Source organism: Mesorhizobium sp. WSM4906, assembly GCF_029674625.1.
Lineage (GTDB): Bacteria > Pseudomonadota > Alphaproteobacteria > Rhizobiales > Rhizobiaceae > Mesorhizobium.
This window is the reverse complement of sequence record NZ_CP121355.1, coordinates 338853-359770: the sequence shown is the minus strand read 5'-3', so window position 1 is coordinate 359770 and position 20918 is coordinate 338853. Positions and strand designations below refer to the sequence as shown.

At 63.7% G+C, this 20918-nt stretch carries 17 protein-coding genes; 11 read left to right on the top strand and 6 right to left on the bottom strand.

Annotation, left to right across the window (positions count from 1 at the left end):
• Window positions 1-3 precede the first annotated feature (3 nt).
• Window positions 4-777 carry a gamma-glutamyl-gamma-aminobutyrate hydrolase family protein gene (locus tag QAZ22_RS01640; protein WP_278205238.1) on the bottom strand — a complete coding sequence of 258 codons (774 nt, stop codon included), beginning with the start codon at window positions 775-777 and terminating at the stop codon, window positions 4-6.
• A 245-nt stretch (window positions 778-1022) separates the two neighbouring features.
• Here QAZ22_RS01640 and QAZ22_RS01635 point away from each other — a divergent pair, with 245 nt between their 5' ends.
• A complete protein-coding gene (locus tag QAZ22_RS01635) occupies window positions 1023-2132 on the top strand; it encodes a TRAP transporter substrate-binding protein (RefSeq protein WP_278205237.1) in 1110 nt (369 codons plus the stop codon).
• A gap of 179 nt (window positions 2133-2311) precedes the next feature.
• Here QAZ22_RS01635 and QAZ22_RS01630 read toward each other — a convergent pair whose 3' ends face one another.
• The 4 genes from QAZ22_RS01630 to QAZ22_RS01615 form a co-directional block, all read right to left on the bottom strand.
• Window positions 2312-3340: a zinc-dependent alcohol dehydrogenase family protein gene (locus QAZ22_RS01630; protein ID WP_278205235.1), complete on the bottom strand. Its 1029-nt coding sequence runs from the start codon at window positions 3338-3340 to the stop codon at window positions 2312-2314.
• Window positions 3341-3352: 12 nt separating this feature from the next.
• Window positions 3353-5149, bottom strand: coding sequence for a TRAP transporter large permease subunit (locus tag QAZ22_RS01625; protein WP_278205234.1), 1797 nt, complete (start codon window positions 5147-5149; stop codon window positions 3353-3355).
• Complete coding sequence (locus QAZ22_RS01620; RefSeq protein WP_278205233.1) at window positions 5146-5751, bottom strand: TRAP transporter small permease subunit; 606 nt, start codon at window positions 5749-5751, stop codon at window positions 5146-5148. The genes QAZ22_RS01625 and QAZ22_RS01620 overlap by 4 nt, the downstream gene beginning before the upstream one ends.
• Window positions 5752-5995: 244 nt before the next feature.
• On the bottom strand, window positions 5996-6901 hold the full coding sequence (locus QAZ22_RS01615; RefSeq protein WP_278205232.1) for a branched-chain amino acid ABC transporter permease: 906 nt from the start codon (window positions 6899-6901) through the stop codon (window positions 5996-5998).
• A 125-nt stretch (window positions 6902-7026) separates the two neighbouring features.
• On the opposite strand from QAZ22_RS01615, the gene QAZ22_RS01610 reads away from it, so the two are divergent.
• The 10 genes from QAZ22_RS01610 to QAZ22_RS01565 all read left to right on the top strand — a co-directional run bounded on the left by QAZ22_RS01610 (window position 7027) and on the right by QAZ22_RS01565 (window position 19934).
• A complete protein-coding gene (locus QAZ22_RS01610; protein WP_278075161.1) occupies window positions 7027-7635 on the top strand; it encodes a CGNR zinc finger domain-containing protein in 609 nt (202 codons plus the stop codon).
• A gap of 88 nt (window positions 7636-7723) precedes the next feature.
• On the top strand, window positions 7724-8257 hold the full coding sequence (locus QAZ22_RS01605) for a hypothetical protein (RefSeq protein ID WP_278075162.1): 534 nt from the start codon (window positions 7724-7726) through the stop codon (window positions 8255-8257).
• 671 nt (window positions 8258-8928) lie between these two features.
• Window positions 8929-12402: an indolepyruvate ferredoxin oxidoreductase family protein gene (locus QAZ22_RS01600; RefSeq protein WP_278205231.1), complete on the top strand. Its 3474-nt coding sequence runs from the start codon at window positions 8929-8931 to the stop codon at window positions 12400-12402.
• Between the two features lie 184 nt (window positions 12403-12586).
• Complete coding sequence (locus tag QAZ22_RS01595; RefSeq protein ID WP_278205230.1) at window positions 12587-14902, top strand: EAL domain-containing protein; 2316 nt, start codon at window positions 12587-12589, stop codon at window positions 14900-14902.
• A gap of 116 nt (window positions 14903-15018) precedes the next feature.
• Window positions 15019-16086: a hypothetical protein gene (locus tag QAZ22_RS01590; protein ID WP_278205229.1), complete on the top strand. Its 1068-nt coding sequence runs from the start codon at window positions 15019-15021 to the stop codon at window positions 16084-16086.
• A 145-nt stretch (window positions 16087-16231) separates the two neighbouring features.
• On the top strand, window positions 16232-16381 hold the full coding sequence (locus QAZ22_RS01585) for a DUF3096 domain-containing protein (RefSeq protein ID WP_082296269.1): 150 nt from the start codon (window positions 16232-16234) through the stop codon (window positions 16379-16381).
• A gap of 155 nt (window positions 16382-16536) precedes the next feature.
• Window positions 16537-16761 (top strand): aa3-type cytochrome c oxidase subunit IV, encoded by a 225-nt coding sequence (locus QAZ22_RS01580; RefSeq protein WP_278205227.1) that lies wholly within the window; start codon window positions 16537-16539, stop codon window positions 16759-16761.
• A gap of 86 nt (window positions 16762-16847) precedes the next feature.
• Window positions 16848-18113, top strand: a complete 1266-nt coding sequence (locus QAZ22_RS01575; RefSeq protein ID WP_278205226.1) for a Re/Si-specific NAD(P)(+) transhydrogenase subunit alpha — start codon at window positions 16848-16850, stop codon at window positions 18111-18113.
• Window positions 18113-18535: a proton-translocating transhydrogenase family protein gene (locus tag QAZ22_RS01570; protein ID WP_067003367.1), complete on the top strand. Its 423-nt coding sequence runs from the start codon at window positions 18113-18115 to the stop codon at window positions 18533-18535. Before QAZ22_RS01575 ends, QAZ22_RS01570 begins: the two co-directional genes overlap by 1 nt.
• Window position 18536: 1 nt before the next feature.
• Window positions 18537-19934 (top strand): NAD(P)(+) transhydrogenase (Re/Si-specific) subunit beta, encoded by a 1398-nt coding sequence (locus QAZ22_RS01565; protein WP_278205224.1) that lies wholly within the window; start codon window positions 18537-18539, stop codon window positions 19932-19934.
• Window positions 19935-20077: 143 nt separating this feature from the next.
• On the opposite strand, the gene QAZ22_RS01560 is transcribed toward QAZ22_RS01565, so the two are convergent.
• The gene (locus QAZ22_RS01560) at window positions 20078-20878 is read right to left on the bottom strand and encodes a hypothetical protein (RefSeq protein ID WP_278205223.1); all 801 of its coding nucleotides are present in this window, start codon (window positions 20876-20878) and stop codon (window positions 20078-20080) included.
• Window positions 20879-20918 lie beyond the last annotated feature (40 nt).

The window sequence follows — 20918 nt, the reverse complement described above, 5'->3', positions numbered from 1 at the left end:
GGCTTACTCCGCCGCCGCGCGCGCCCCGGCTTTCGCAGCCGCATGCAGGCGCACGGCATCGCCGAAAGCACGGAAGATCTTCGCCGAGTTGCTGTCCGACTTCACCCAATATTCGGGGTGCCACTGAACGCCGACCGCGAAGGCGCGGGCATCCTTGACCGAGACGGCCTCGATCGTGCCGTCGGCAGCGAGCGCCTCGACTTGCAGCCTGGTGCCGAGCCGGTCGATCGCCTGACGATGCAGCGAATTGACCTTGATGTCGCCGGCGCCGAACACTCCGGCGAGGCAGCTTCCGGGCTTGATCGAGATTTTCTGGTGGATGATGAAACGCTCGTCCTGATTGTCGCTCACCGGCGCGCGATGGTCGAGGGATCCCTCGCGCTCCTGGATCTCCGTGGCCAAAGTGCCGCCCAGCGCCACGTTCAGTTCCTGGATGCCGCGGCAGATGGCAAGCAGCGGTACGCCGCGCTCGATCGCCTTGCGGATCAGCGGCAGGGTCGTGGCGTCGCGCGCCGGATCGTAGGGGCCGTTGGCCTCGCTGGGATCACCGCCATAGAGCGAGGGATGCACGTTGGACTTCGATCCCGTCACCATGACGCCGTCGACCGAGGACAGCAGCTCGTCGAGATCGAGCCGGTCGCCGAAGGACGGCACCAGCACCGGGAACACAGCGGCGCCGGTGACCGCCGCCTCGAGATATTGCTGCGGCGCGGCATGCCAGGTGTAGTTGTCGAACTGGCGGACATCGGTCGAGACGGCAACGAGCGGCTGCTGCATTTTTGATACGGGTTCCATCGAGGGCTAACGAATTATTCTGCCTACAAAATAGGCGATCCGACGGCATTTTGCCATGGCAAGTTTCGTCTCTCCGGATGGGCCAAGGCGCTTGGCGTTAGACTATAGTTGCACGTTGCCCACGATGCTGGACTCGACATCTTGCCCGTGTATTGTTTCGCGCAGCCGACCCGGGCAGCGACGATGTCCGAATGTCGGTCTGTTGATCCAAAACGGGAGGAAACTGCATGGATCGTCGTTCATTCATCCGCAAGGCCGGTGCGTCCGGTGTCGGCGCCGCGGCGGCGGCCGCGGCGCTTGCCGCGCCGGCGATCGCCCAATCCAATCCGAAAGTGACGTGGCGGCTGGCATCGTCCTTCCCGAAATCGCTCGACACGATCTATGGCGGCGCCGAAGTCTTTTCCAAGATGCTGTCGGAAGCGACCGACGGCAATTTCCAGGTCCAGGTCTTCGCCTCGGGCGAGCTGGTGCCCGGCCTGCAGGCCGCCGACGCCACCACGGCCGGCACCGTCGAGGCCTGCCACACGGTGGCATATTATTACTGGGGCAAGGACCCGACCTGGGCGCTGGGCGCCGCGGTGCCGTTCTCGCTCAACGCGCGCGGCATGAATGCCTGGCATTATCATGGCGGCGGCATCGACCTGTTCAACGAATTCCTGGCCACGCAAGGGTTGTTCGGCCTGCCGGGCGGCAACACCGGCGTGCAGATGGGCGGCTGGTTCCGCAAGCAGATCAACACGGTCGCCGATCTTTCCGGCCTCAAGATGCGCATCGGCGGCTTCGCCGGCAAGGTGGTGCAGAAGCTCGGCGTCGTGCCGCAGCAGATCGCCGGCGGCGACATCTATCCGGCGCTGGAAAAGGGCACGATCGACGCCGCCGAATGGGTCGGCCCTTATGACGACGAGAAGCTCGGCTTCTACAAGGTCGCGCCTTATTACTATTATCCCGGCTGGTGGGAAGGCGGTCCGACCGTGCATCTGATGTTCAACAAGGCCAAATACGAGGAATTGTCGCCGGCCTACAAGTCGCTGGTGCACACGGCCGCGCAAGCTGCCGACGCCAACATGCTGCAGAAATACGACTACCTCAATCCGGCCGCGGTGAAGCGGCTGGTCGCGGGCGGCGCCAAGCTGGCGCCTTTCAGCCAGGAGATCATGGCGGCTTGCTTCGAAAAGGCCAACGAAGTCTACGCCGAAATGGAAGCCAACAACGCGCCGTTCAAGAAGATCTGGGAATCGATCAAGGGCTTCCGCAAGGAGCACTATCTCTGGGCCCAGGTCGCCGAATACAACTACGACACCTTCATGATGGTGCAGCAGCGCAACGGCAAGCTGTAAGCGAGGCCCTCCTTCTCCCCTTGTGGGAGAAGGTGGATCGGCGCGCAGCGCCGAGACGGATGAGGGGTGTTGGCCGGAGTGCCGTCGGCGCCAAGCTGGAGCACCCCTCATCCGTCGCCTTCGGCGACACCTTCTCCCACAAGGGGAGAAGGGAAGAACTGAGCGCAAAGGCCGGCCCCTCAGCCCCGGCCTGGCACCACCAGCACCTTGACCTCACCCGGGGCCGCGGGGTTCGAGATCACCTGCGGTGCCTCCTCGAGAGACACTTGCCTCGAAATCAGCTTGTCGACCTCTATCGCTCCCGACGCCACAAGGTCCGCGGCGCGCCGATGCGTGAAGGGGTTGATGAAGGAGCCGAGGACCTTCAACTCGCGGAACAGGATGTCGAAGGGCTCGAAGGCCACCTTCTCGCCTTGCGGCATAACGCCGACGATCACCACCGTGCCGCCGGCCTTGGCCAGCCGCATGGATTGCTGGACGGTATCGGGGACGCCCGCGCATTCGAGCACCACGTCGACACCGCCGGGCACCAGGCCGGTCTTCCCGGCGATGGCCTCGATGGGATCGACCGAGCTTGGGTCGACCGTTGCCGTTGCGCCGAGCTCCTCGGCAAGCGCCCGGCGCGAGGCCTGTCTGGTCGACAGAATGATGGTCGCAGCGCCGGCTAGCTTCGCCAATTGCACCGTGAGCAGGCCGATGACGCCGCCGCCGAGCACCACCACCGAGGCACCGGGTCTGATGGCGGCGAGGTCGACGCCATGCAGGCAGCAGGCCAGTGGCTCGCAGAAGGCGCCATGCGTCGGCTTGAGATCGGCGGGCAGAAGGAAGGCTTGGCTCTGCGGCATCACGACATAGTCGGCAAAGCCGCCGTCGCGGTGGATGCCGATGGCCCTGAGATTGCTGCACAGATTGACGCGGCCGGCGCGGCAATGGCTGCAGCGCCCGCAGGAAATGTTGGGGTCGCCGGTGACCCGGTCGCCGACGGCGATATCGGCAACGGCGTCTCCGACAGCCTCGACGATGCCGCAGAATTCGTGGCCGAGCGTCACCGGCGGCCTTGACGGGAACTCGCCATGGAAAAGGTGGCGGTCGGTGCCGCAGACGCCGCAGGCTTCGATCCGCACAAGAACATCCTCCGGCCCCGGCGCGGGTTTGTCGACCTCGCGAAGCGCGGTGCTGCCGATTGCTTCCAGCCGTACGGCTTTCATGACTTGGTCACCTCAATTGAAACTCGGCGGCTTCGAAAGGTCGGGCGCCGGCGCCGCCGGCTTGGTGGGTGCCGTGTCGCCGAAATTCGGCGGCTGTGACAGGTCGGGCGTGCCAGGCGCCGCGGGCGCCGAACCGCCATTGGCCGGCGCCGCGCCATTGTCCGCCGGCGGCGTGCCGAGCGGCGCCAGTCCCGGCATCTCCGGCAGCTTCAGGTCTATCGTGCTGGGTTCGACCGCGGCGCCCTTGTAGCGCATCACCATTTGCGGGAAGGCGATGGTGAGCCCGATCATGATCACCTGGATGCAGACGAAGGGCACCGCGCCCCAATAGATCTGGCCAGTGGTGACCGGCGCGATCTGCTTGCCGGTGATGCGGTCGAGATAGGGCACGCGCGCCGCCACCGAGCGCAGGTAGAACAACGCGAAGCCGAAGGGCGGATGCATGAAGCTGGTTTGCATGTTGACGCCGAGCAGCACGCCGAACCAGATCAGGTCGATGCCGAGCTTGTCGGCCGCCGGTGCCAGCAAGGGCACGATGATGAAGGCGAGCTCGAAGAAATCGAGGAAGAAGGCGAGCACGAAGACGAGGATGTTGACGCCGATCAGGAAGCCGGTCTCGCCGCCCGGCAGCGAGGTCAGCAGATGCTCGACCCAGATATGCCCGTTGACCCCGTAGAAGGTGAGCGAGAAGACGCGCGCGCCGATCAGGATGAACAGCACGAAGGAGGAGAGCCGCGTCGTCGAGGCCAGCGCCTGCTTGATGACGTCGAGCGTCAGTCGCCCTTTCAGCCCCGCCATGATGAGCGCGCCGACGGCGCCCATGGCGCCGCCCTCGGTCGGCGTCGCGATGCCGAGAAAGATGGTGCCGAGCACCAGGAAGATCAGCGCGAGCGGCGGGATCAGCACGATCACCACCTGCTGCGCCAGCTTCGACATCATGTTGATTCCGAGCTGCTGGTCGGCAACCGCCACGACGTAGATCACGATGACGCCGACGGTGGCGCCCAGTATGTCGGCATTGTCGCCATGGGCGGGCACCAGGTAGCGATAGGCCGCATAGGAGACCGCGACCGCGACCAGCAGGGCCACGATCAGCGAGATCACGCCGTGGCCGAGCGTGCGCGCCTCGATGGGCAGCGCCGGCATCGAGTTCGGCCGGATGATCGACATGATCAGGATGTAGGCCATGTAGATACCCGTCAGCACCAGGCCAGGGATCAGCGCGCCGGCATACATGTCGCCGACCGAGCGTCCGAGCTGGTCGGCCAGCACGATCAGCACCAGCGAGGGCGGGATGATCTGGGCAAGCGTCCCGGACGCCGCGATAACGCCTGAGGCGAGCCGACGGTCATAGCCGTAGCGCAGCATGATCGGCAGCGAGATCAGTCCCATGGCGATCACCGAAGCCGCCACCACGCCGGTGGTCGCGGCAAGCAGCGCGCCGACGAAGATCACCGCATAGGCAAGCCCGCCCCGGATAGGGCCGAACAGCTGGCCGACCGTGTCGAGCAGATCCTCGGCCATGCCGGATCGTTCGAGCACGATGCCCATGAAGGTGAAGAACGGAATGGCCAGCAGCGTGTCGTTCGACATCACCCTGGTGCCGTAGAAATTGTCGGGCAGCGCGTGCAGCAGCGGCCAGGCGAGGTTGATCGAACCGCCGGAATATGGCGAGAGCAGCACGCCGATGAAGAAGAACAACAGGCCGTTCGCGGCAAGCGAGAAGGCGACGGGGTAGCCGATCAAGAGGAAGATGATCAGCGATGCGAACATGATCGGCGCCATGTTCTGCGCGATGAACTCGATCATGAGCGCACCTCGCCGGACAGCGCCTTGGCTTCTTCCGCGAGCGCCTTCGCCTCGAGCTCGGCCTGCTCGTGCGCCGATATGAAGGGATTGGGATCGTCCATGTCGCCGCGCATGATGGCGATCTTCTTGATGATCTCGGAAACGCCCTGCAACGCCAGCAGGAAGAAGCCGACGAGCAGGATGGCCTTGGCCGGCCAGACGATCAGGCCGCCGGCATTGGTCGACATCTCGCCGCTGTGGAAGGACAGCGACACGTAAGGCACGAAATAGATCACCATCAGGACCACGAACGGCATCAGGAAGAAGAGGTGGCCGAAGAGGTCGATCCGGTGCTGCACGCGGCGGGAAAACATGCCGTAGACGACGTCGATGCGGATATGGTCGTTCTGCTTCAGCGTGTAGGCGGCCGCCAGCATGAAGGCCGCGCCGAACAGGTACCATTGCAGTTCGAGCCAGGCGTTGGAGGAGGTGTCCAACACCTTGCGGATGACGGCGTTGCCGGCGCTCACCAGGATCGCAAGCAGGATCAGCCACGAGACCCAGCGGCCGATGAACTCGTTGATGCGGTCGATCGTCCTGGATAGAGCGAGCAGCCCTGCCATGCATTTTCCTCCCTCGCGCATCGGCCCGAAGATCGTCGCCGACTTTCGGAAGGCACGATGCGTAGACTAAAAAAGTGCCCGCCGCGCCCGATTCCCCTCCGGTGGCGCGTCGCCTGGCCCAACGGTATGCAGTGCGTGGTCCGGCAGGTCAACATGACAAAGCACCGGCTGTGCGCCGATGCACCGTGCCGGGCGGCGAGTACCGACGCCTCACGGAACGTCATGCAACCAAAGTCTGATGGTTTCAGGCGACCTTGGCCTGGTCGCGGCTGGCGCCGATCAGCACCAGCATGGCGACGAGGAAGAGGTATATCCAGCCTTCGCGCCATTCGATCGGGAAATAGCCGGCCCACAGCGATTCGGCCATGCCGAAGGCCGCGGCGCCGAGAGCCGCCTTGAGCGGCGACAGATAACCGCCGACCGCCGTCACGAACAGGATCTTGAGGCCATAGACGAGGCCGGTGCCGAAGCTGATGTTGCCGTAATAGAGGCCGGCGAGAACACCGGCAAAAGCCGCGCAGAAGCCGCTATAGAGCACCGCGCGGCGAAACACGGCGCGCACGTCGATGCCGCACATCGCGGCCGCCTTCGGATCGTCCGACACTGCCCGCCAGGCGCGGCCGAAGCGCGAATGCGAAAACGTCCAGGCCGCCAGCGCCACCACCGCTATCACCGCCGCGCAGTCCAAAAGCTGAATGACGGTGAGCGTCACCTTGAAGCCGGCATCCTGGGCGAAGATGATGGGTTGGGCGAGCATCGGCGGCAGCCAGAGATCATGGGTGTCGGCAGCAATGCGGCTCGCTTCCGACAGGAACAGCAAGATGCCGAGCGTCGTCACCACGATGGCGTTGGGCGACCTGTCGGCCAGCCTTTCGAAGACGCTGCGCGACAGCACCTGGCTGATCAGCACGGCATAGAGCAGGGCGGCAACGATGCCGAGCGCGACCGAGGCGAACAGCGTCAGCCACAGCGCCTGGTAGCCGAAGGCAGCGGTCAGGATCATCGTGTGGCCGCAAAAGGCAAACAGCGCGCCATAGGCGAGGTTGGTGCGATGCAGGATGCCATTGGTCAACACATAGCCGAAGGCGAGCAAGGCATAGAGCGCGCCCGAATGCAGCCCGTTGAGCACCTGCTGGTAGAAATAGAGCATCGAGCATCCCTGCGGCGCTACGTCCTTTGGGACGCGCAAAGGACGCTGGAGCACTTTGATTTAGCGGCGAGCCTTGCATCAGGAATCTAACTTGTCAAATACGTTTTATCGGTTAGATTTCTCCCATGACGGTATCCTGGACCCCGCACCGCTTTACCGGCGGCATCCTTGCGCTCGACACGGCGAACACGGTCGTGCTGCGCAACGATCCGGAAAAGACTTTTGATCGTTTCGACGATCCCGCCGAGATCGCCCGCTTCGCCGAAGCGGCAAGCGGCTTCCGCGCCGCCGAGCTCGGCGGCCGGCGGCTGCAGGCGCCGGAACCGGGCGACATCGCCCCGGTCGTGCTGTCGATCCGCGAGGCGACTGACCGCCTGTTCCGCCATGCCATAACGAAAGGCGCGATCGCCGCCGGCCATCTGCCGGATTTCCTGACGGCCTGCGCCAGCGGCCTTTCCGGCAGCGCCACCGAGATCGGCGCGCCGGGCCAGCCGTTCGGCGATCCGGCGACGCCGATCGCCTTCGAGGCGGCCTTGGCCGTCTCGGCGCTTTCGCTGTTGCGAGACGACACCGTCGCGAGGCTCAGGATCTGTCCGAACTGCAGCTGGCTCTTCGTCGATCGCAGCCGCAACGCCAGCCGTCTCTGGTGCGACATGGCCGTCTGCGGCAACCGCCAGAAAGCGAACCGCTATTATCGCCGCCGCACGGCGGCCAGGGAGGTCACCAATGCTTAGAGCAATTCCAGGAAAAGTGCGTAACGGTTTTCCGTTCGGAACTGCGTCAGAACAAAGAGATAGAGCGGTTCGCCATTTCCGTGAAACGGTGAAACGCTCTAGAAAATTCCGTTCGATCGCTCTCGGTGCGGCCCTGATTGCCGCAACGGCGCTCGGCGCCTGCCGCGACACCGGCAAGGAGCAGCTCTTCGCCATCTCCGGCAAGCTGTTCGAGTTCAATTACCGGCTCGGCATCGCCACCTATGTCGTCACGCTGAGGCCGCTGCGGCCCATGGCCGAGGGACAGGTTGCCGTGGTGAATTTCCAGAATCCGGCCGGCGGCGATCCGCTCATCGTCAACCAGAAGATCTGGCCGAAGCTTCCCCACATCACGCTCACCAGCCCGCCGCTCACCTGCGTGGTCAAGGACAAGCCCTATTCCGTCTCGATCCGCATCGAGGATTCGAGCGGCACGCTGCTGCAGAGCCTCGAGACGACCATGACCTCGACGGAGGATCAGACGATGCTGCCGGATCGGCCGCTGGTTATCGGGCCGAAATACGAGCTCAACCCGGACCTCGCCGGCCATCCCGACGGCAAGCTGCCCGACGAGCCGAAGCCGGATTGCTCGAAGGCGGCCTGAGCCCCTGGCACGAAATTTTTGACCGGTCGGCTATGTTTCCATCGGCAGGTCGCATGCTTTTGCGATTGGCCGAAACGCCCATCGCGATCGTCATCCTCGGGCGGAGCAAGGAGCGTAGCGACGCGGCGCAGACCCGAGGATCCATTCCGTGAAATACGAGCGTTGCAGCGGTGCAGAATTCTGCTCCGCTGCACCCTTCGATCAAGGTAACGGCAGGATCCCAGGGTCTCCGCAACGGAGCTTACGCTCCTGCTTCGCCCTGGGATGACGAGGTTGGGGCGGCTTCAGCTAATCTCCAGCGCCTGCGCTGATTCCACCGAGACGAACGGTGAAAATCTCGCCTGCTGACCTGCCAGCAACCTTTCAAAATCCCCGTGTCGAGGGGCTTAAGCATGATCTCGAAAGGTGCGCAGCGATTTCTGCTTCGCCGGCCTTCGATACGGAAATGATCGTGCTCAAGCTGGAGGCGAGAGCCGCTCGAAATTTTCGTGCTTTGTGAGGCCCTTAGCTTCTTCTTAAATGCGCTGGGCAGTTTCACCCGGACCATTTGTTGCGTCCGCCCTGGCCTCTGCGATTTTGTTTGACCTCTCCGGCAAGGGAAGAAAGACTGCGGCCTCCCACTCCGACGTTGGCCGCCGATCCAAGGCGTGCCTCCGCAGAGGAAATGCCTGATGACGCTGCATGACGTCGCGCTCGACGACAAGTTCGACCTTGGCAAGGAGCGCGTTTTCCTTTCAGGGGCGCAGGCCGTCGTGCGCATGCTTCTTATGCAGCGCGAGCGCGACCGCCGCGCCGGCCTCAACACCGCCGGCTTCGTTTCCGGCTACCGCGGCTCGCCGCTCGGCGGCCTCGACATGCAACTCTGGAGGGCGAAGCGGCAGCTTGCGCAAGCCGATATCGTCTTCCAGCCGGGCCTCAACGAGGAACTGGCCGCCACCGCTTGCTGGGGCTCGCAGCAGACCGAGCTGCTCGGCGAGGGCACGCATGACGGCGTCTTCGCGGTCTGGTACGGAAAAGGTCCGGGCGTCGACCGCTCCGGCGACGTGTTCCGCCACGCCAACCTCGCCGGTTCGTCGAGGCATGGCGGGGTTCTCGCCCTGATGGGCGACGACCACATGGCCGAATCCTCGACCAACGCGCATGCCACCGAATTCCTGTTCGTCGACACCATGGTGCCGATCCTCAACCCGGCCGGGGTCCAGGAGATCATCGACTACGGCCTCTACGGCTTTGCCATGTCGCGCTTCGCCGGCACCTGGGCGGCGATCAAATGCGTCAAGGACAACATCGAATCGACGGCCTCGGTCGATGCCTCGATCGATCGGCTGAACATCGTCATTCCCGACTTCGACATGCCGCCCGGCGGCCTCAACATCCGCCACGAGATCGACATGCTCGGGCAGGAGGAGCGGCTGCATGAACACAAGCGCGCCGCGGCTTCAGCCTTCATACAGGCCAACGGACTGAACCGTATCGTCTATTCCGGCGGCCGCAATCCCAAGCTCGGCGTCATCACCATCGGCAAGAGCTATCTCGACGTCCGTCAGGCGCTGGAGGACATCGGCATCGATGAGCGGGCCGCCAACCGCATCGGCATCCGGCTGTTCAAGGTCGGCTGTCCGTGGCCGCTCGATTATCAGCATATCGCCGACTTCGCCCGCGGCCTCGACACCATCGTCGTCGTCGAGGAAAAGCGCTCGTTGATCGAGGTGCAACTGCGCGAGAACCTCTACGGCTCCGCCATCCAGCCGGCCATCGTCGGCAAGAAGGACGAGCGCGGCGACTGGCTGTTTCCGGCCAAGGGCGCGCTCGACCCCAACGAGATCGCGATCGCGCTCGGCGAGCGGATCCTGCGCACCGTCGGCCCCTCGGAAGAGATCGCGGCCCGGGTGGCGAAGCTGCGCCAGTTCCAGGCCATGCTCGCCGACACCGTCGACATCGGCTCGCGCACGCCCTTCTTCTGTTCGGGCTGCCCGCACAATTCCTCGACCAAGGTGCCGGAGGGCTCGCTCGCCGCCGCCGGCATCGGCTGCCACTTCATGGCGCTATGGATGGACAGGAACACCGTCGGCTTCACCGCCATGGGCGGCGAGGGCGCGCAATGGGTCGGCCAGGCGCCGTTCTCCAAGCGCGGCCACATCTTCCAGAATCTCGGCGACGGCACCTACAACCATTCCGGCGCGTTGGCGATCCGCTTCGCGCTGTCCTCCGGCGCCAACATCACCTACAAGATCCTCTACAACGACGCGGTCGCCATGACCGGCGGCCAGCCGCATGAAGGCGGCCTGACGGTCGGCATGATCGCCAGGCAGGTGCGCGCCGAAGGCGTCGACCGCATCGCCGTCGTCACCGACGAGCCGGACAAATATGCCGGCAAGGCCGATTTCCCGGCCGGCGCCACCATCCATCACCGCGACGATCTCGACCTCGTCCAGCGCGAGTTGCGCGGGGTCAAGGGCGTCTCCGTTCTGCTTTACGACCAGACCTGCGCCGCCGAGAAGCGCCGCCGCCGCAAGCGCGGCACCTTCCCCGACCCCGACAAGCGCGTCTTCATCAACGAGCTGGTCTGCGAAGGCTGCGGCGATTGCGGCGTGCAGTCGAACTGCGTCTCGATCCAGCCGGTCGAAACCGAATTCGGCCGCAAGCGCCGCATCGACCAGTCGAGCTGCAACAAGGATTTTTCCTGCCTCAACGGCTTCTGCCCCTCCTTCGTGACGGTGCATGGCGGCAAGATCAGGAAGGCCGACGGCATTGCCGGCAAGAGCGATCCGCTGGACGGCGTGCCGTCGCCCGCCGAATTCCCGCTTGGCGACCAGGGCTGGGCGGCGATCATCGACGGCGTCGGCGGCACCGGCGTCGTGACCATCGGCGCGGTGCTCGGCATGGCCGCCCATATCGAGGGCAAGGGCTGCGGCATGATCGACATGGCGGGCCTCGCCCAGAAGGGCGGCTCGGTCTTCACCCATGTCCGCATTGCCGCGACGCCCGAGGACATCCACGCCATCCGCGTTTCGGCCGGCAAGGCCGATCTCGTGCTCGGCTGCGACCTCGTCGTTTCCGGCGCCAAGAAAGTGCTCGCCGCGGTGCGCGAGGGACACACCACGTTCCTGGCCAATACCGCCGAGATCATGCCTGGCGAATTCACGCGTTCGGCCGATTTTTCGCTGCCGGTCGAGCGGCTGAAGAAGGCGATCCGCGCCGCCGCCGGCGACGACAAGGCCCACTTCTTCGACGCCACCCGCACGGCGACCGCGCTGTTCGGCAATTCGCTCGGCGCCAACATGTTCATGCTAGGCTTCGCCTTCCAGCATGGAGGGCTGCCGCTGTCGGCAGAAGCTGTTGAAAAGGCTATAGAATTGAACGGTGAAGCGGTGGCGATGAACATCGCTGCCTTCCGCTGGGGCCGTCGCGCCGCGCACCAGCCGGATTTCGTGCGCGGCCTGGTCGGCCGTACCGGCAAGCCGGCGTCCGCGCCCGCCGAAACGCTCGACGACATCATCGCCCGCCGCGTTGCCTTCCTCACCGCTTATCAGAACGCCGCCTATGGCAAGCGTTATGCCGACAGGATCGCCGCGCTGCGTGCCGCCGAGGCACGGGCGGTTCCCGGCTCGGCGGCTGTGACGGAGGCCGCCGCGAAAAACCTGTTCAAGCTGATGGCGATCAAGGACGAGTATGAGGTGGCGCGGCTCTACACCGACGGCGCCTTCGCCGCCGACCTCGCAAGGCAGTTCCAGAGCTACGAAAAGCTCGAATTCCACCTTGCGCCGCCAATTCTCGGCCGGCGCGGCTACGACGGCAAGCCGAGGAAATCGAGCTTCGGCCCGTGGATGATGAAGGCATTTCGCCTTTTATCGGCCATGAAAGGCCTGCGCGGCACGCCATTCGATCCGTTCGGCCATACCGCCGAACGGCGCGCCGAGCGAGGCTTGCTTGCGCAATACGAGGCGGATCTCGATCTGATCGCCGCGGCACTGGCGCCGGGCAGGATAGATGCCGCCGCAGCTCTCGCCTCCGTGCCGGCGCTCGTCCGCGGCTATGGCCATGTCCGGCAGGCCAGTGCCGCAAAGGCGGGGGAGGAACGCTCCAGACTGCTCCAGCGGCTGACCCAAACCAAGCCGGCGCCGGTTCTCAGCGCCGCTGAGTGATTGTGCTGACGGCTTGCCCGAAGGGCTCGCCGATCTGCGCGTCGCCCGAATCTGTTTCGTCGCGACGCGCCTTTAGGGCCTCTTGCCTTGGCGGCCGGGGCGAAGCCGCTGCTTAAGCCATCCCTGTTCTAAGCCTTTCTTAAGGCGGTTGTGTCATGACAAGGCTTAGCGTTGGGCCGACCCTATGGGCAGAACAAAGACCGAAAGCATCCCCGCGGATGTTTATATCCAATTTGTGCGGTCGTTGTTCGACAACGCGCACATGTTGTTGATCGGTGGTGCGTGCTACTGGATCCTCGGATTCATGATTTATCTGCGCACGCACAATCCCTTGTTCCTGGCGTTTTCTTTTGCTCTGCTTTCCGTCAGCCTCATCCGTTACTTCGGCATTCGCAGCTTCCTGAAGACAGGCGGCGTGATTGCCGACGTCGAGCACGCGCAGCGGCTGGAGCGCAGCTACATCCTCAAGGGCTGCCTGCAGGGCCTCGGCCTGGGCGCGCTGTGCTTCGTATCGATCTACGTGTATCCCGATCCCTTCGCCGAGCTGGCGGCGATGTCGCTGACCCTGGCGACCCTGGTCACGGTTGTCGCCCGCAACTACGGCTCGCCGCGCATGGTGCGGATTTTCTCGGTGACCTTCATCGGCCCGGCGGCGCTTGCGCTCCTGCTGCGCATGGATGCGCCTTCCGTCGTCCTCGGCCTGATGATCATCCCGATGACGTTCATCACCATCACCGGCGCCGACCATGTCCGCAACGTGCTGTTCTCGGCGGTTATCGGCCACAAGCAGGCGAGGAACCTGACGCGCAGGTTCGACCGCGCGCTCAACACCATGTCGCACGGCCTCGTCATGCTCGGCCCGGACGGGCGCGTCGCGGTCGCCAATGCCGAGGCCGCCCATCTGATGTCGCTGAAATCGGCCGACGCGCTGCTCGGGCGCTCGATCCACGGCCTTCTGATGCGCGGCGTCGCCGGCGGCATGCTGGCGCCGAAGGACTGCCGCTATATCGAGGCGCAGCTGACGCGCGCCCTGCGCGAGGGCCGCGACCGCAAGGTGCTGGTTTCGCTCGCCAATGGCCAGCACTACGAATTCTCCGCGCGCGAAGGCAGCCAGGAACTCGGCGTCGTCACCTTCGAGGACGTCACGGCCCGCGTCGAGGCGGAGGAGAAGATCCGTTTCATGGCGCGCTACGACAACCTCACCGGCCTGCCGAATCGTGCCTATTTCCACGAACTGGCCGGCGAGGCCATGGCGTCCGGCGACCGTGACCGGCTCTGCGGCCTTGCGGTGCTCGATCTCGATGATTTCAAGAGCGTCAACGACACGCTCGGCCATCCGGTCGGCGACGGGCTGATCTATGCCGTGGCCGAGCGGCTGGCGGCGGTTGCCGGGCCCGGCATCAATGTCAGCCGCTTCGGTGGCGACGAGTTCATGATCTATTTCGACCGCATCGAGGATGAGAGCCATCTCGGCGGCTTGCTCGACGAGATCTTCGCCGACTTGCAGGGCGAAGTCGACGTTGCCGGACACGGCCTGCGCATCCAGGCCAGCGGCGGCGCGGTGTTGTCTGTCGTCAAGGACACCGACGTCGATACCATGATCGTCAAAGCGGACCTCGCCCTCTACAAGGCCAAGGAACTCGGCAAGAACAGCTGGCGGCTGTTCGAGGCATCGATGGATGCCGCCTTCCGCAACCGCCAGCTGATGAAGGCCGATCTGCGCAGTGCCGTGCAGGCCAAGGAGCTGCGCGTCGTCTATCAGCCGATCGTTTCGATGAGCACCATGCGCATCGCCAGCTGCGAGGCGCTCTGCCGCTGGGATCATCCCGATCTCGGTCCGATCTCGCCGAGCATCTTCATTCCGCTGGCCGAGGAGATGGGCATCATCTCCGACATCAGCACCTTCGTGCTGCAGGCAGCCTGCGCCGAATGCGCCAAATGGCCGGCGCAGACCAGCGTTTCGATCAACCTCTCGGCCAAGGATTTCCGTAACCGCGACGTCGTGCAGAAGGTGCGCGATGCCCTGGCGGCATCGGGCCTCGCGCCGCACCGGCTCGAAATCGAGGTCACGGAGACCGCCTTGCTCGACGACAAATCGCTGACGCGCGAATTGATCGAAGAGCTGAAGACCCTGGGCGTCCGCATCGCGCTCGACGACTTCGGCACCGGCTATTCGAGCCTCAGCTATCTGCACAAGCTGCCGCTCGACAAGATCAAGATCGACCGTTCCTTCCTGATCGACGTAACCCAGAGCCCCCAGTCGCTCGACCTCCTGAAGGGTATCGTCGGCTTGACCCGGACGCTGGGCCTGGTCGTCACCATCGAAGGGGTCGAGACCTTCGAGCAGCTGAAGATACTGGTGCGTTCGGTCAAACCGGACCTCGTGCAGGGTTTCCTCTTCGGCGCCGCGCTCAGCGCCTCCGGCATCGAGACGATGTCGAACGTCACCTGGCCGTTCGCCGCGGACCTGCGTCTCGCCGCCAAGCGGACAGCCAGATAGCTGTAATCGCAAACTTTCGACGATCGATATTGATAATGCACGTTGGTTGTACTGTTCGGCTATTTGCACGGGATTGAAGCCTTGATGCAAGTTAGAATTCATTTTTTGAAATAATTATGGGCAAATCGATCGGAAATTATTCTGATCGAAACCAAATGAAACCGTATATCTTCAGAGAGTCTGCTGTTGAACTGGAAGACGAATCCGATCATGTGCTTCTCGTTGCCGAACTGGCGGCGTCGTTAACAGCGAAGGTTAGCTTAGATCAGGAGCGTCCAACCGCTTTTTCGGCGCAACTCTGCCAGCGGCAGTTCCCGAGATTGTTAAGGTTAACGAAGGGTAAATCAGCAGGATCGAATTTTCGGCTTGTGTCTCATTCCAACTCGAATAGCCTGTTCACAGGCGGATACGAGGACTTGAGAATGGACGCTTCGGGAAACGATGCGCAGGTTGGCGCCGGCGCAAATGCTGGGTCGGCGCTGAATCGTTCGATCATGCAGTTGCTGGAGCATGTCGATTATCGTCTCATCACGGGGGGCGAGGATCTGGAGGCGATCTACCGCCTTCGCTATCAATCCTACCTGCGCTCAGGCATGTGCGGTCCGATCGCCAGCGGAATGTTCGAGGATCGCTGGGACAACCTGCCGAATTCCTATCGGTTCGGCGTCTACTTCGACGGCCACTTGGTCAGCACGCTGCGGCTCCACTACATTTCCCGCGAGCACCCCTATTCGCCCTCGGTCGACGCCTATCCGGAAATATTGGCCGAGCGGCTTGCCCGCGGAGAGAGTTTCATTGACGGAACCCGCTTCGCAACCGATCCGGACAGCGCGCCCGCGCCCGGAGTCCTGCCCTTCCTGACGCTCAGGCTCGGCATGGTGGCCTCCTGCTACTTTGGCCAGACCGCGGTGCTCACGCCGGTCAAGGTCGAGCATTCCGCTTACTACGCCCGCATCTTCCATGCCATCCAGAGGACCGAGGGCAAGGTGTTCCCGGGTGTCCTCGCGCCGATCGCCTTGTTCGAAATCCCCTGCGGCGAAAATCTGCGCCAGACGCTCGAACGCTTCCCGTTCTTCAAGTCGACGCCGGTGGAACAGCGGCTGATGTTTGCCAATCCGGCCATCAACCGGCTGACCCCGCTGTCCATCGTCCCGACGGCGAAATACTATCGCGACGCCGCCTGAAGGGCCGCTCTTCCACGTCCAGTGGACCTTTCCAACCGCTTCGCCGTTATCAATAGCGGCGTCGCGATCGAGTGTCGCTGCGGTCCCGCCCAACTGGCGTTTCGCCCGGGCTCATGTCGGGTTGTTCATGGGAAGGAGTACGATCGTGACCATCCACTCGCTTGCGCTCACGCCCCTGATCTCGCTGATCGCCGGCATATTGATCCTGGTGATGCCGCGCCTGCTCAACTACATCGTCGCGCTCTATCTGATCGTCGTCGGCTTGCTCGGGCTGTTTCCGCACCTCGCCGGCTGAAGGTCGGTAACGCTCTCCGTCGCGGTGAGAGCGCCCCGTTCCAATTTCAACTTTCATTTGAGGCTGTTGTCGCCGGCCGTGCGTCAATAGCGCCATTGCTCTTGCCCTGGCTTTTCGCTATGTGCCTCGAAGGCATTTTCGAAGGGGTATTCCTAATGGCTGATCACACGCCGACCGGTCCTGTCGAACTGGGTGCGCAGATGGACTATGCCGAGCATGATCGCACCTACAAGGCATTCCTCGCGCTCGCCAAATACGGTTCGCTCATCTGCGCCGCCCTGCTGCTGGCCATGGCCTTTGGCTTCTTCGCGGGTGGCTTCTTCTCGGCGACCATCCTGTTCATCCTGATCATGGCCGTCGGCTATTTCATTCTGCGTTAGTCTTTCCAAGCGATTGCGTTCGACGTCTCGCTGGAGATACCGGCCGAGGCCTTGCGCATCGAGGTTCCAGCCGAAAGGATCATGCGGTGGGGCAGACGGTATTCATCCCTCGTGAGCTTGATGCGAACGAGCCGCGTGTCGCGGCCTCGCCTGAGACGGTGAAACGGCTGGTGGGCTTGGGCTTCGAGGTGATCGTGGAGAAGGGCGCGGGCCTCGGCTCGCGCATCACCGATCAGGAGTTTGCCGCGGCGGGTGCCGCGATCGGCAAGGCTGCCGACGCGTCGAAGGCCGATGTGGTGCTGAAAGTGCGCCGGCCGACGGACGCGGAGCTGAAGGGCTACAAGTCGGGCGCGGCTGTCATCGCCATCATGGATCCCTACGGCAACGATGCGGCGGTGGCGGCGATGGCCAAGGCCGGCATCACCTCCTTCTCGATGGAGTTCATGCCGCGCATCACCCGCGCGCAGGTGATGGACGTGCTTTCCTCGCAGGCCAATCTCGCCGGCTACCAGGCGGTGATCGATGCGGCCGCCGAATATGACCGCGCGCTGCCGATGATGATGACGGCGGCGGGCACCGTGCCGGCGGCGAAAGCCTTCATCATGGGCGTCGGCGTCGCCGGCCTGCAGGCGATCGCCACCGCGCGCCGGCTTGGCGCCGTCGTCACCGCCACCGACGTGCGTCCGGCGGTGAAGGAGCAGGTGCAGTCGCTCGGCGCGAAATTCCTCGCCGTCGAGGACGAGGAGTTCAAGGCCGCAGAGACGGCCGGCGGCTACGCCAAGGAAATGTCGAAGGAATACCAGGCCAAGCAGGCGGCGCTCACGGCCGAGCACATCGCCAAGCAGGACATCGTCATCACCACGGCGCTGATCCCCGGCCGTCCGGCGCCGAAGCTGGTCTCGGCCGCCATGGTCGCCTCGATGAAGCCGGGCTCGGTGATCGTCGACCTTGCGGTCGAGCGCGGCGGCAATGTCGAGGGCGCGGTGCCCGGCAAGGTCGTCACGACCGAAAACGGCGTCAAGATCGTCGGCCATCTCAACGTCCCGGGTCGCGTCGCGGCATCGGCTTCGCTGCTCTACGCCAAGAACCTCTACGCCTTCCTCGAGACGATGGTCGACAAGGCGGCGAAGCAGCTTGCCATCAAGCGCGACGACGAGCTGGTCAAGGCGACGATGCTGACCGACGCTGGCCAGGTCGTGCATCCCAATTTCGCCAAGGCCGCCGATGCGCCGCGCACCGAGCCGGCTGCGATCCCGGCCACGATCATGGTTGCCGGCGCTGGCGACACCAAACCGGCACCCCGGAAAACCAACAACAGGAAGGCCGCGGCCAATCCGAAGGGGAGCGCGTGATGGAACAGCTGCAGAAAGCCCTCGACCAGCTCGATCAGGCGACCGCCGCCGTTCGCCTTGCCGTGCAGGACCTCGCCAACGCGCCCGCCGGTGCCGAGGCTGCCGGCAACGCCGCACATGCGCTCTCTGGCGGCGCCATCGATCCCTTCGTCTTCCGCTTCGCCATCTTCGTGCTGGCGATCTTCGTCGGCTACTATGTCGTCTGGTCGGTGACGCCGGCGCTGCACACGCCGCTGATGGCCGTCACCAACGCCATCTCCTCGGTCATCGTCGTCGGCGCGCTGCTCGCCGTCGGCATCGCGGCCTCCGGCCTTGCCGCGGGCTTCGGCTTCATCGCCCTGGTCCTGGTCTCGGTCAACATTTTCGGCGGCTTCCTCGTCACCCAGCGCATGCTCGCCATGTACAAGAAGAAGGAAAAGTGACGTGACCGTCAATCTCGCTTCCTTCCTCTATCTGGTCTCCGGCATCCTCTTCATCCTGGCGCTGCGCGGTCTCTCGCACCCGACCACCAGCCGGCAGGGCAATCTCTACGGCATGATCGGCATGGGCATTGCTCTTTGCACCACGCTGGCGCTGGCGCTGCCCTCGGCGGGCCGCTTCGGCCTGATCGTGCTGGGGCTAGCCATCGGCGGCGGCGTCGGCGCCTATGTGGCGCGGCGCATCGCCATGACCTCGATGCCGCAGCTGGTCGCCGCCTTCCACTCGCTCGTCGGCTTTGCCGCCGTCATGGTGGCGGCAGCCGCCATCTACGCGCCGGAAAGCTTCGGCATCGGCACGGCAGGCGACATCCACGCCCAGGCGCTGATCGAAATGAGCCTAGGTGTGGCCATCGGCGCCATCACCTTCACCGGCTCGGTCATCGCCTTCCTCAAGCTCGACGGCCGCATGTCCGGCAAGCCGATCATGATCGGCGGCCGCCACATGATCAACATCGCGCTGGGTGTTGCCCTGGTGGCGCTGATCGTGCTGCTCGTGACCACCGAATCCAAGCTTGTCTTCTGGCTCATCGTCGCCGCCTCGCTGGTGCTCGGCGTGCTCCTGATCATCCCGATCGGCGGCGCCGACATGCCGGTCGTGGTGTCGATGCTGAATTCCTATTCCGGCTGGGCGGCTGCCGCGCTGGGCTTCACCCTCGGCAACCTGGCGCTGATCATCACCGGCGCGCTGGTCGGCTCGTCCGGCGCGATCCTGTCCTACATCATGTGCAAGGGCATGAACCGCTCCTTCATCTCCGTGATCCTCGGCGGCTTCGGCGGCGAGACCGCCGCGGCGGCCAGCGACGGCATCGAGCGCACGGTCAAGCAGGGCTCGGCCGACGACGCGGCTTACCTGATGATGAACGCGCAGAAGGTCATCATCGTGCCGGGCTACGGCATGGCGGTCGCCCAGGCGCAGCACGCGCTGCGCGAGATGGCCGACAAGCTCAAGGCCAACGGCGTCGAGGTGAAATACGCCATCCACCCGGTCGCCGGGCGCATGCCCGGCCACATGAACGTGCTGCTCGCCGAGGCCAACGTGCCCTATGACGAGGTGTTCGAGCTCGAGGACATCAACTCCGAATTCGCGCAGGCCGACGTCGCCTATGTCATCGGCGCCAACGACGTCACCAACCCGTCCGCGCGCGACGACAAGTCCTCGCCGATCTACGGCATGCCGATCCTCGACGTCGACAAGGCCCGCACCTGCCTGTTCGTCAAGCGCTCGCTCGGCTCCGGCTATGCCGGCATCGACAACACGCTGTTCTACAAGGACGGCACCATGATGCTGCTCGGCGACGCCAAGAAGATGACCGAGGAAATCGTCAAGGCGTTTGATCACTGATTGGGCCTAGCTCCTCAGGATACAGAAAAGCCCGGCTTCGCGCCGGGCTTTTCTGTTTTATGGGCATGACCTGACGCGATGCCAAGGAGCCCTGCCTGTGCTAATTGGCGAGTATACACTGTCGGCACGCGCTGTGGCGGCGTCTAGACGCCTGATGGATCAGGCTCGTCCGCAATGGCAGGCGAGCTGAATCCTACCGTGAGATAGACGGTAAGGCCTGCTGCGGTATTGTGCTTCAAATCATCGAAACTAAGGCCTTTTTCAGCGGCAACGTTGGTGGCCATTTCGAGAAAATTCTCTTCGAAGCTGTCATTAATTTTTGCCATATAGGCCAACATATCCGTGACTGCGCTTTCAAGCTCTAATATCAAGCCAAACGCTTCCAGTTGGAACAACCCAGCGCGGCCAGAAATGAGCATTCCTGCCGGGTTGACGACAGCTATGCTTGATTTCGGAACTAATCGACCGGACGAGAAAACGACTATCCCTGCTCCGCCTATGGTGTGTTTGCCGTCGACTTCCTTTATTTCGCTCTCTGGAACGTAAACGTAGCTGAGGCTGCCGTGGAGAGGGTTTCGTTTGGAGGCCTTTGAGATGTTGAACGCGTTTGCGGCGAGGTGATCCATTTTGTTCCGCATGAGCGTTGCCGTCTCATACTTTGCAAGGAATTCATCTGTCCGCTCCCCGGCCACATTCATCGACTTGATCACCTGTCGGATGACATGGAGATTGTCGACTATGTTCCATGCGTGGATGAAAACTCGCGTCCGGACGCTGCTCGGCGCATCGGGAATCTTCTCGCCAAAGATGAGAGCGATTTTCTTGATCTCGTTGAAGCTGAATTCCACAGCGTCGGCGGAAAAAACCATGCCCTCAAGCTTAATGGCTTGAGCCTCGTCAATTGTGTTGGGTAGTTTTCTTAGAAAAGCATCTTCCGGCAACATGCTAGCGCGCCTTTCGCAGACGGACACCTTTGGCCTGGCT

What these genes read in the sequence shown, in the direction of transcription:
- QAZ22_RS01640 (WP_278205238.1), bottom strand. Translation starts at nt 777, where the DNA reads ATGCAGCAGCCGCTCGTTGCCGTCTCGACCGATGTCCGCCAGTTCGAC.
- QAZ22_RS01635 (WP_278205237.1), top strand. Translation starts at nt 1,023, where the DNA reads ATGGATCGTCGTTCATTCATCCGCAAGGCCGGTGCGTCCGGTGTCGGC.
- QAZ22_RS01630 (WP_278205235.1), bottom strand. Translation starts at nt 3,340, where the DNA reads ATGAAAGCCGTACGGCTGGAAGCAATCGGCAGCACCGCGCTTCGCGAG.
- QAZ22_RS01625 (WP_278205234.1), bottom strand. Translation starts at nt 5,149, where the DNA reads ATGATCGAGTTCATCGCGCAGAACATGGCGCCGATCATGTTCGCATCG.
- QAZ22_RS01620 (WP_278205233.1), bottom strand. Translation starts at nt 5,751, where the DNA reads ATGGCAGGGCTGCTCGCTCTATCCAGGACGATCGACCGCATCAACGAG.
- QAZ22_RS01615 (WP_278205232.1), bottom strand. Translation starts at nt 6,901, where the DNA reads ATGCTCTATTTCTACCAGCAGGTGCTCAACGGGCTGCATTCGGGCGCG.
- QAZ22_RS01610 (WP_278075161.1), top strand. Translation starts at nt 7,027, where the DNA reads ATGACGGTATCCTGGACCCCGCACCGCTTTACCGGCGGCATCCTTGCG.
- QAZ22_RS01600 (WP_278205231.1), top strand. Translation starts at nt 8,929, where the DNA reads ATGACGCTGCATGACGTCGCGCTCGACGACAAGTTCGACCTTGGCAAG.
- QAZ22_RS01595 (WP_278205230.1), top strand. Translation starts at nt 12,587, where the DNA reads ATGGGCAGAACAAAGACCGAAAGCATCCCCGCGGATGTTTATATCCAA.
- QAZ22_RS01590 (WP_278205229.1), top strand. Translation starts at nt 15,019, where the DNA reads ATGGGCAAATCGATCGGAAATTATTCTGATCGAAACCAAATGAAACCG.
- QAZ22_RS01580 (WP_278205227.1), top strand. Translation starts at nt 16,537, where the DNA reads ATGGCTGATCACACGCCGACCGGTCCTGTCGAACTGGGTGCGCAGATG.
- QAZ22_RS01570 (WP_067003367.1), top strand. Translation starts at nt 18,113, where the DNA reads ATGGAACAGCTGCAGAAAGCCCTCGACCAGCTCGATCAGGCGACCGCC.
- QAZ22_RS01560 (WP_278205223.1), bottom strand. Translation starts at nt 20,878, where the DNA reads ATGTTGCCGGAAGATGCTTTTCTAAGAAAACTACCCAACACAATTGAC.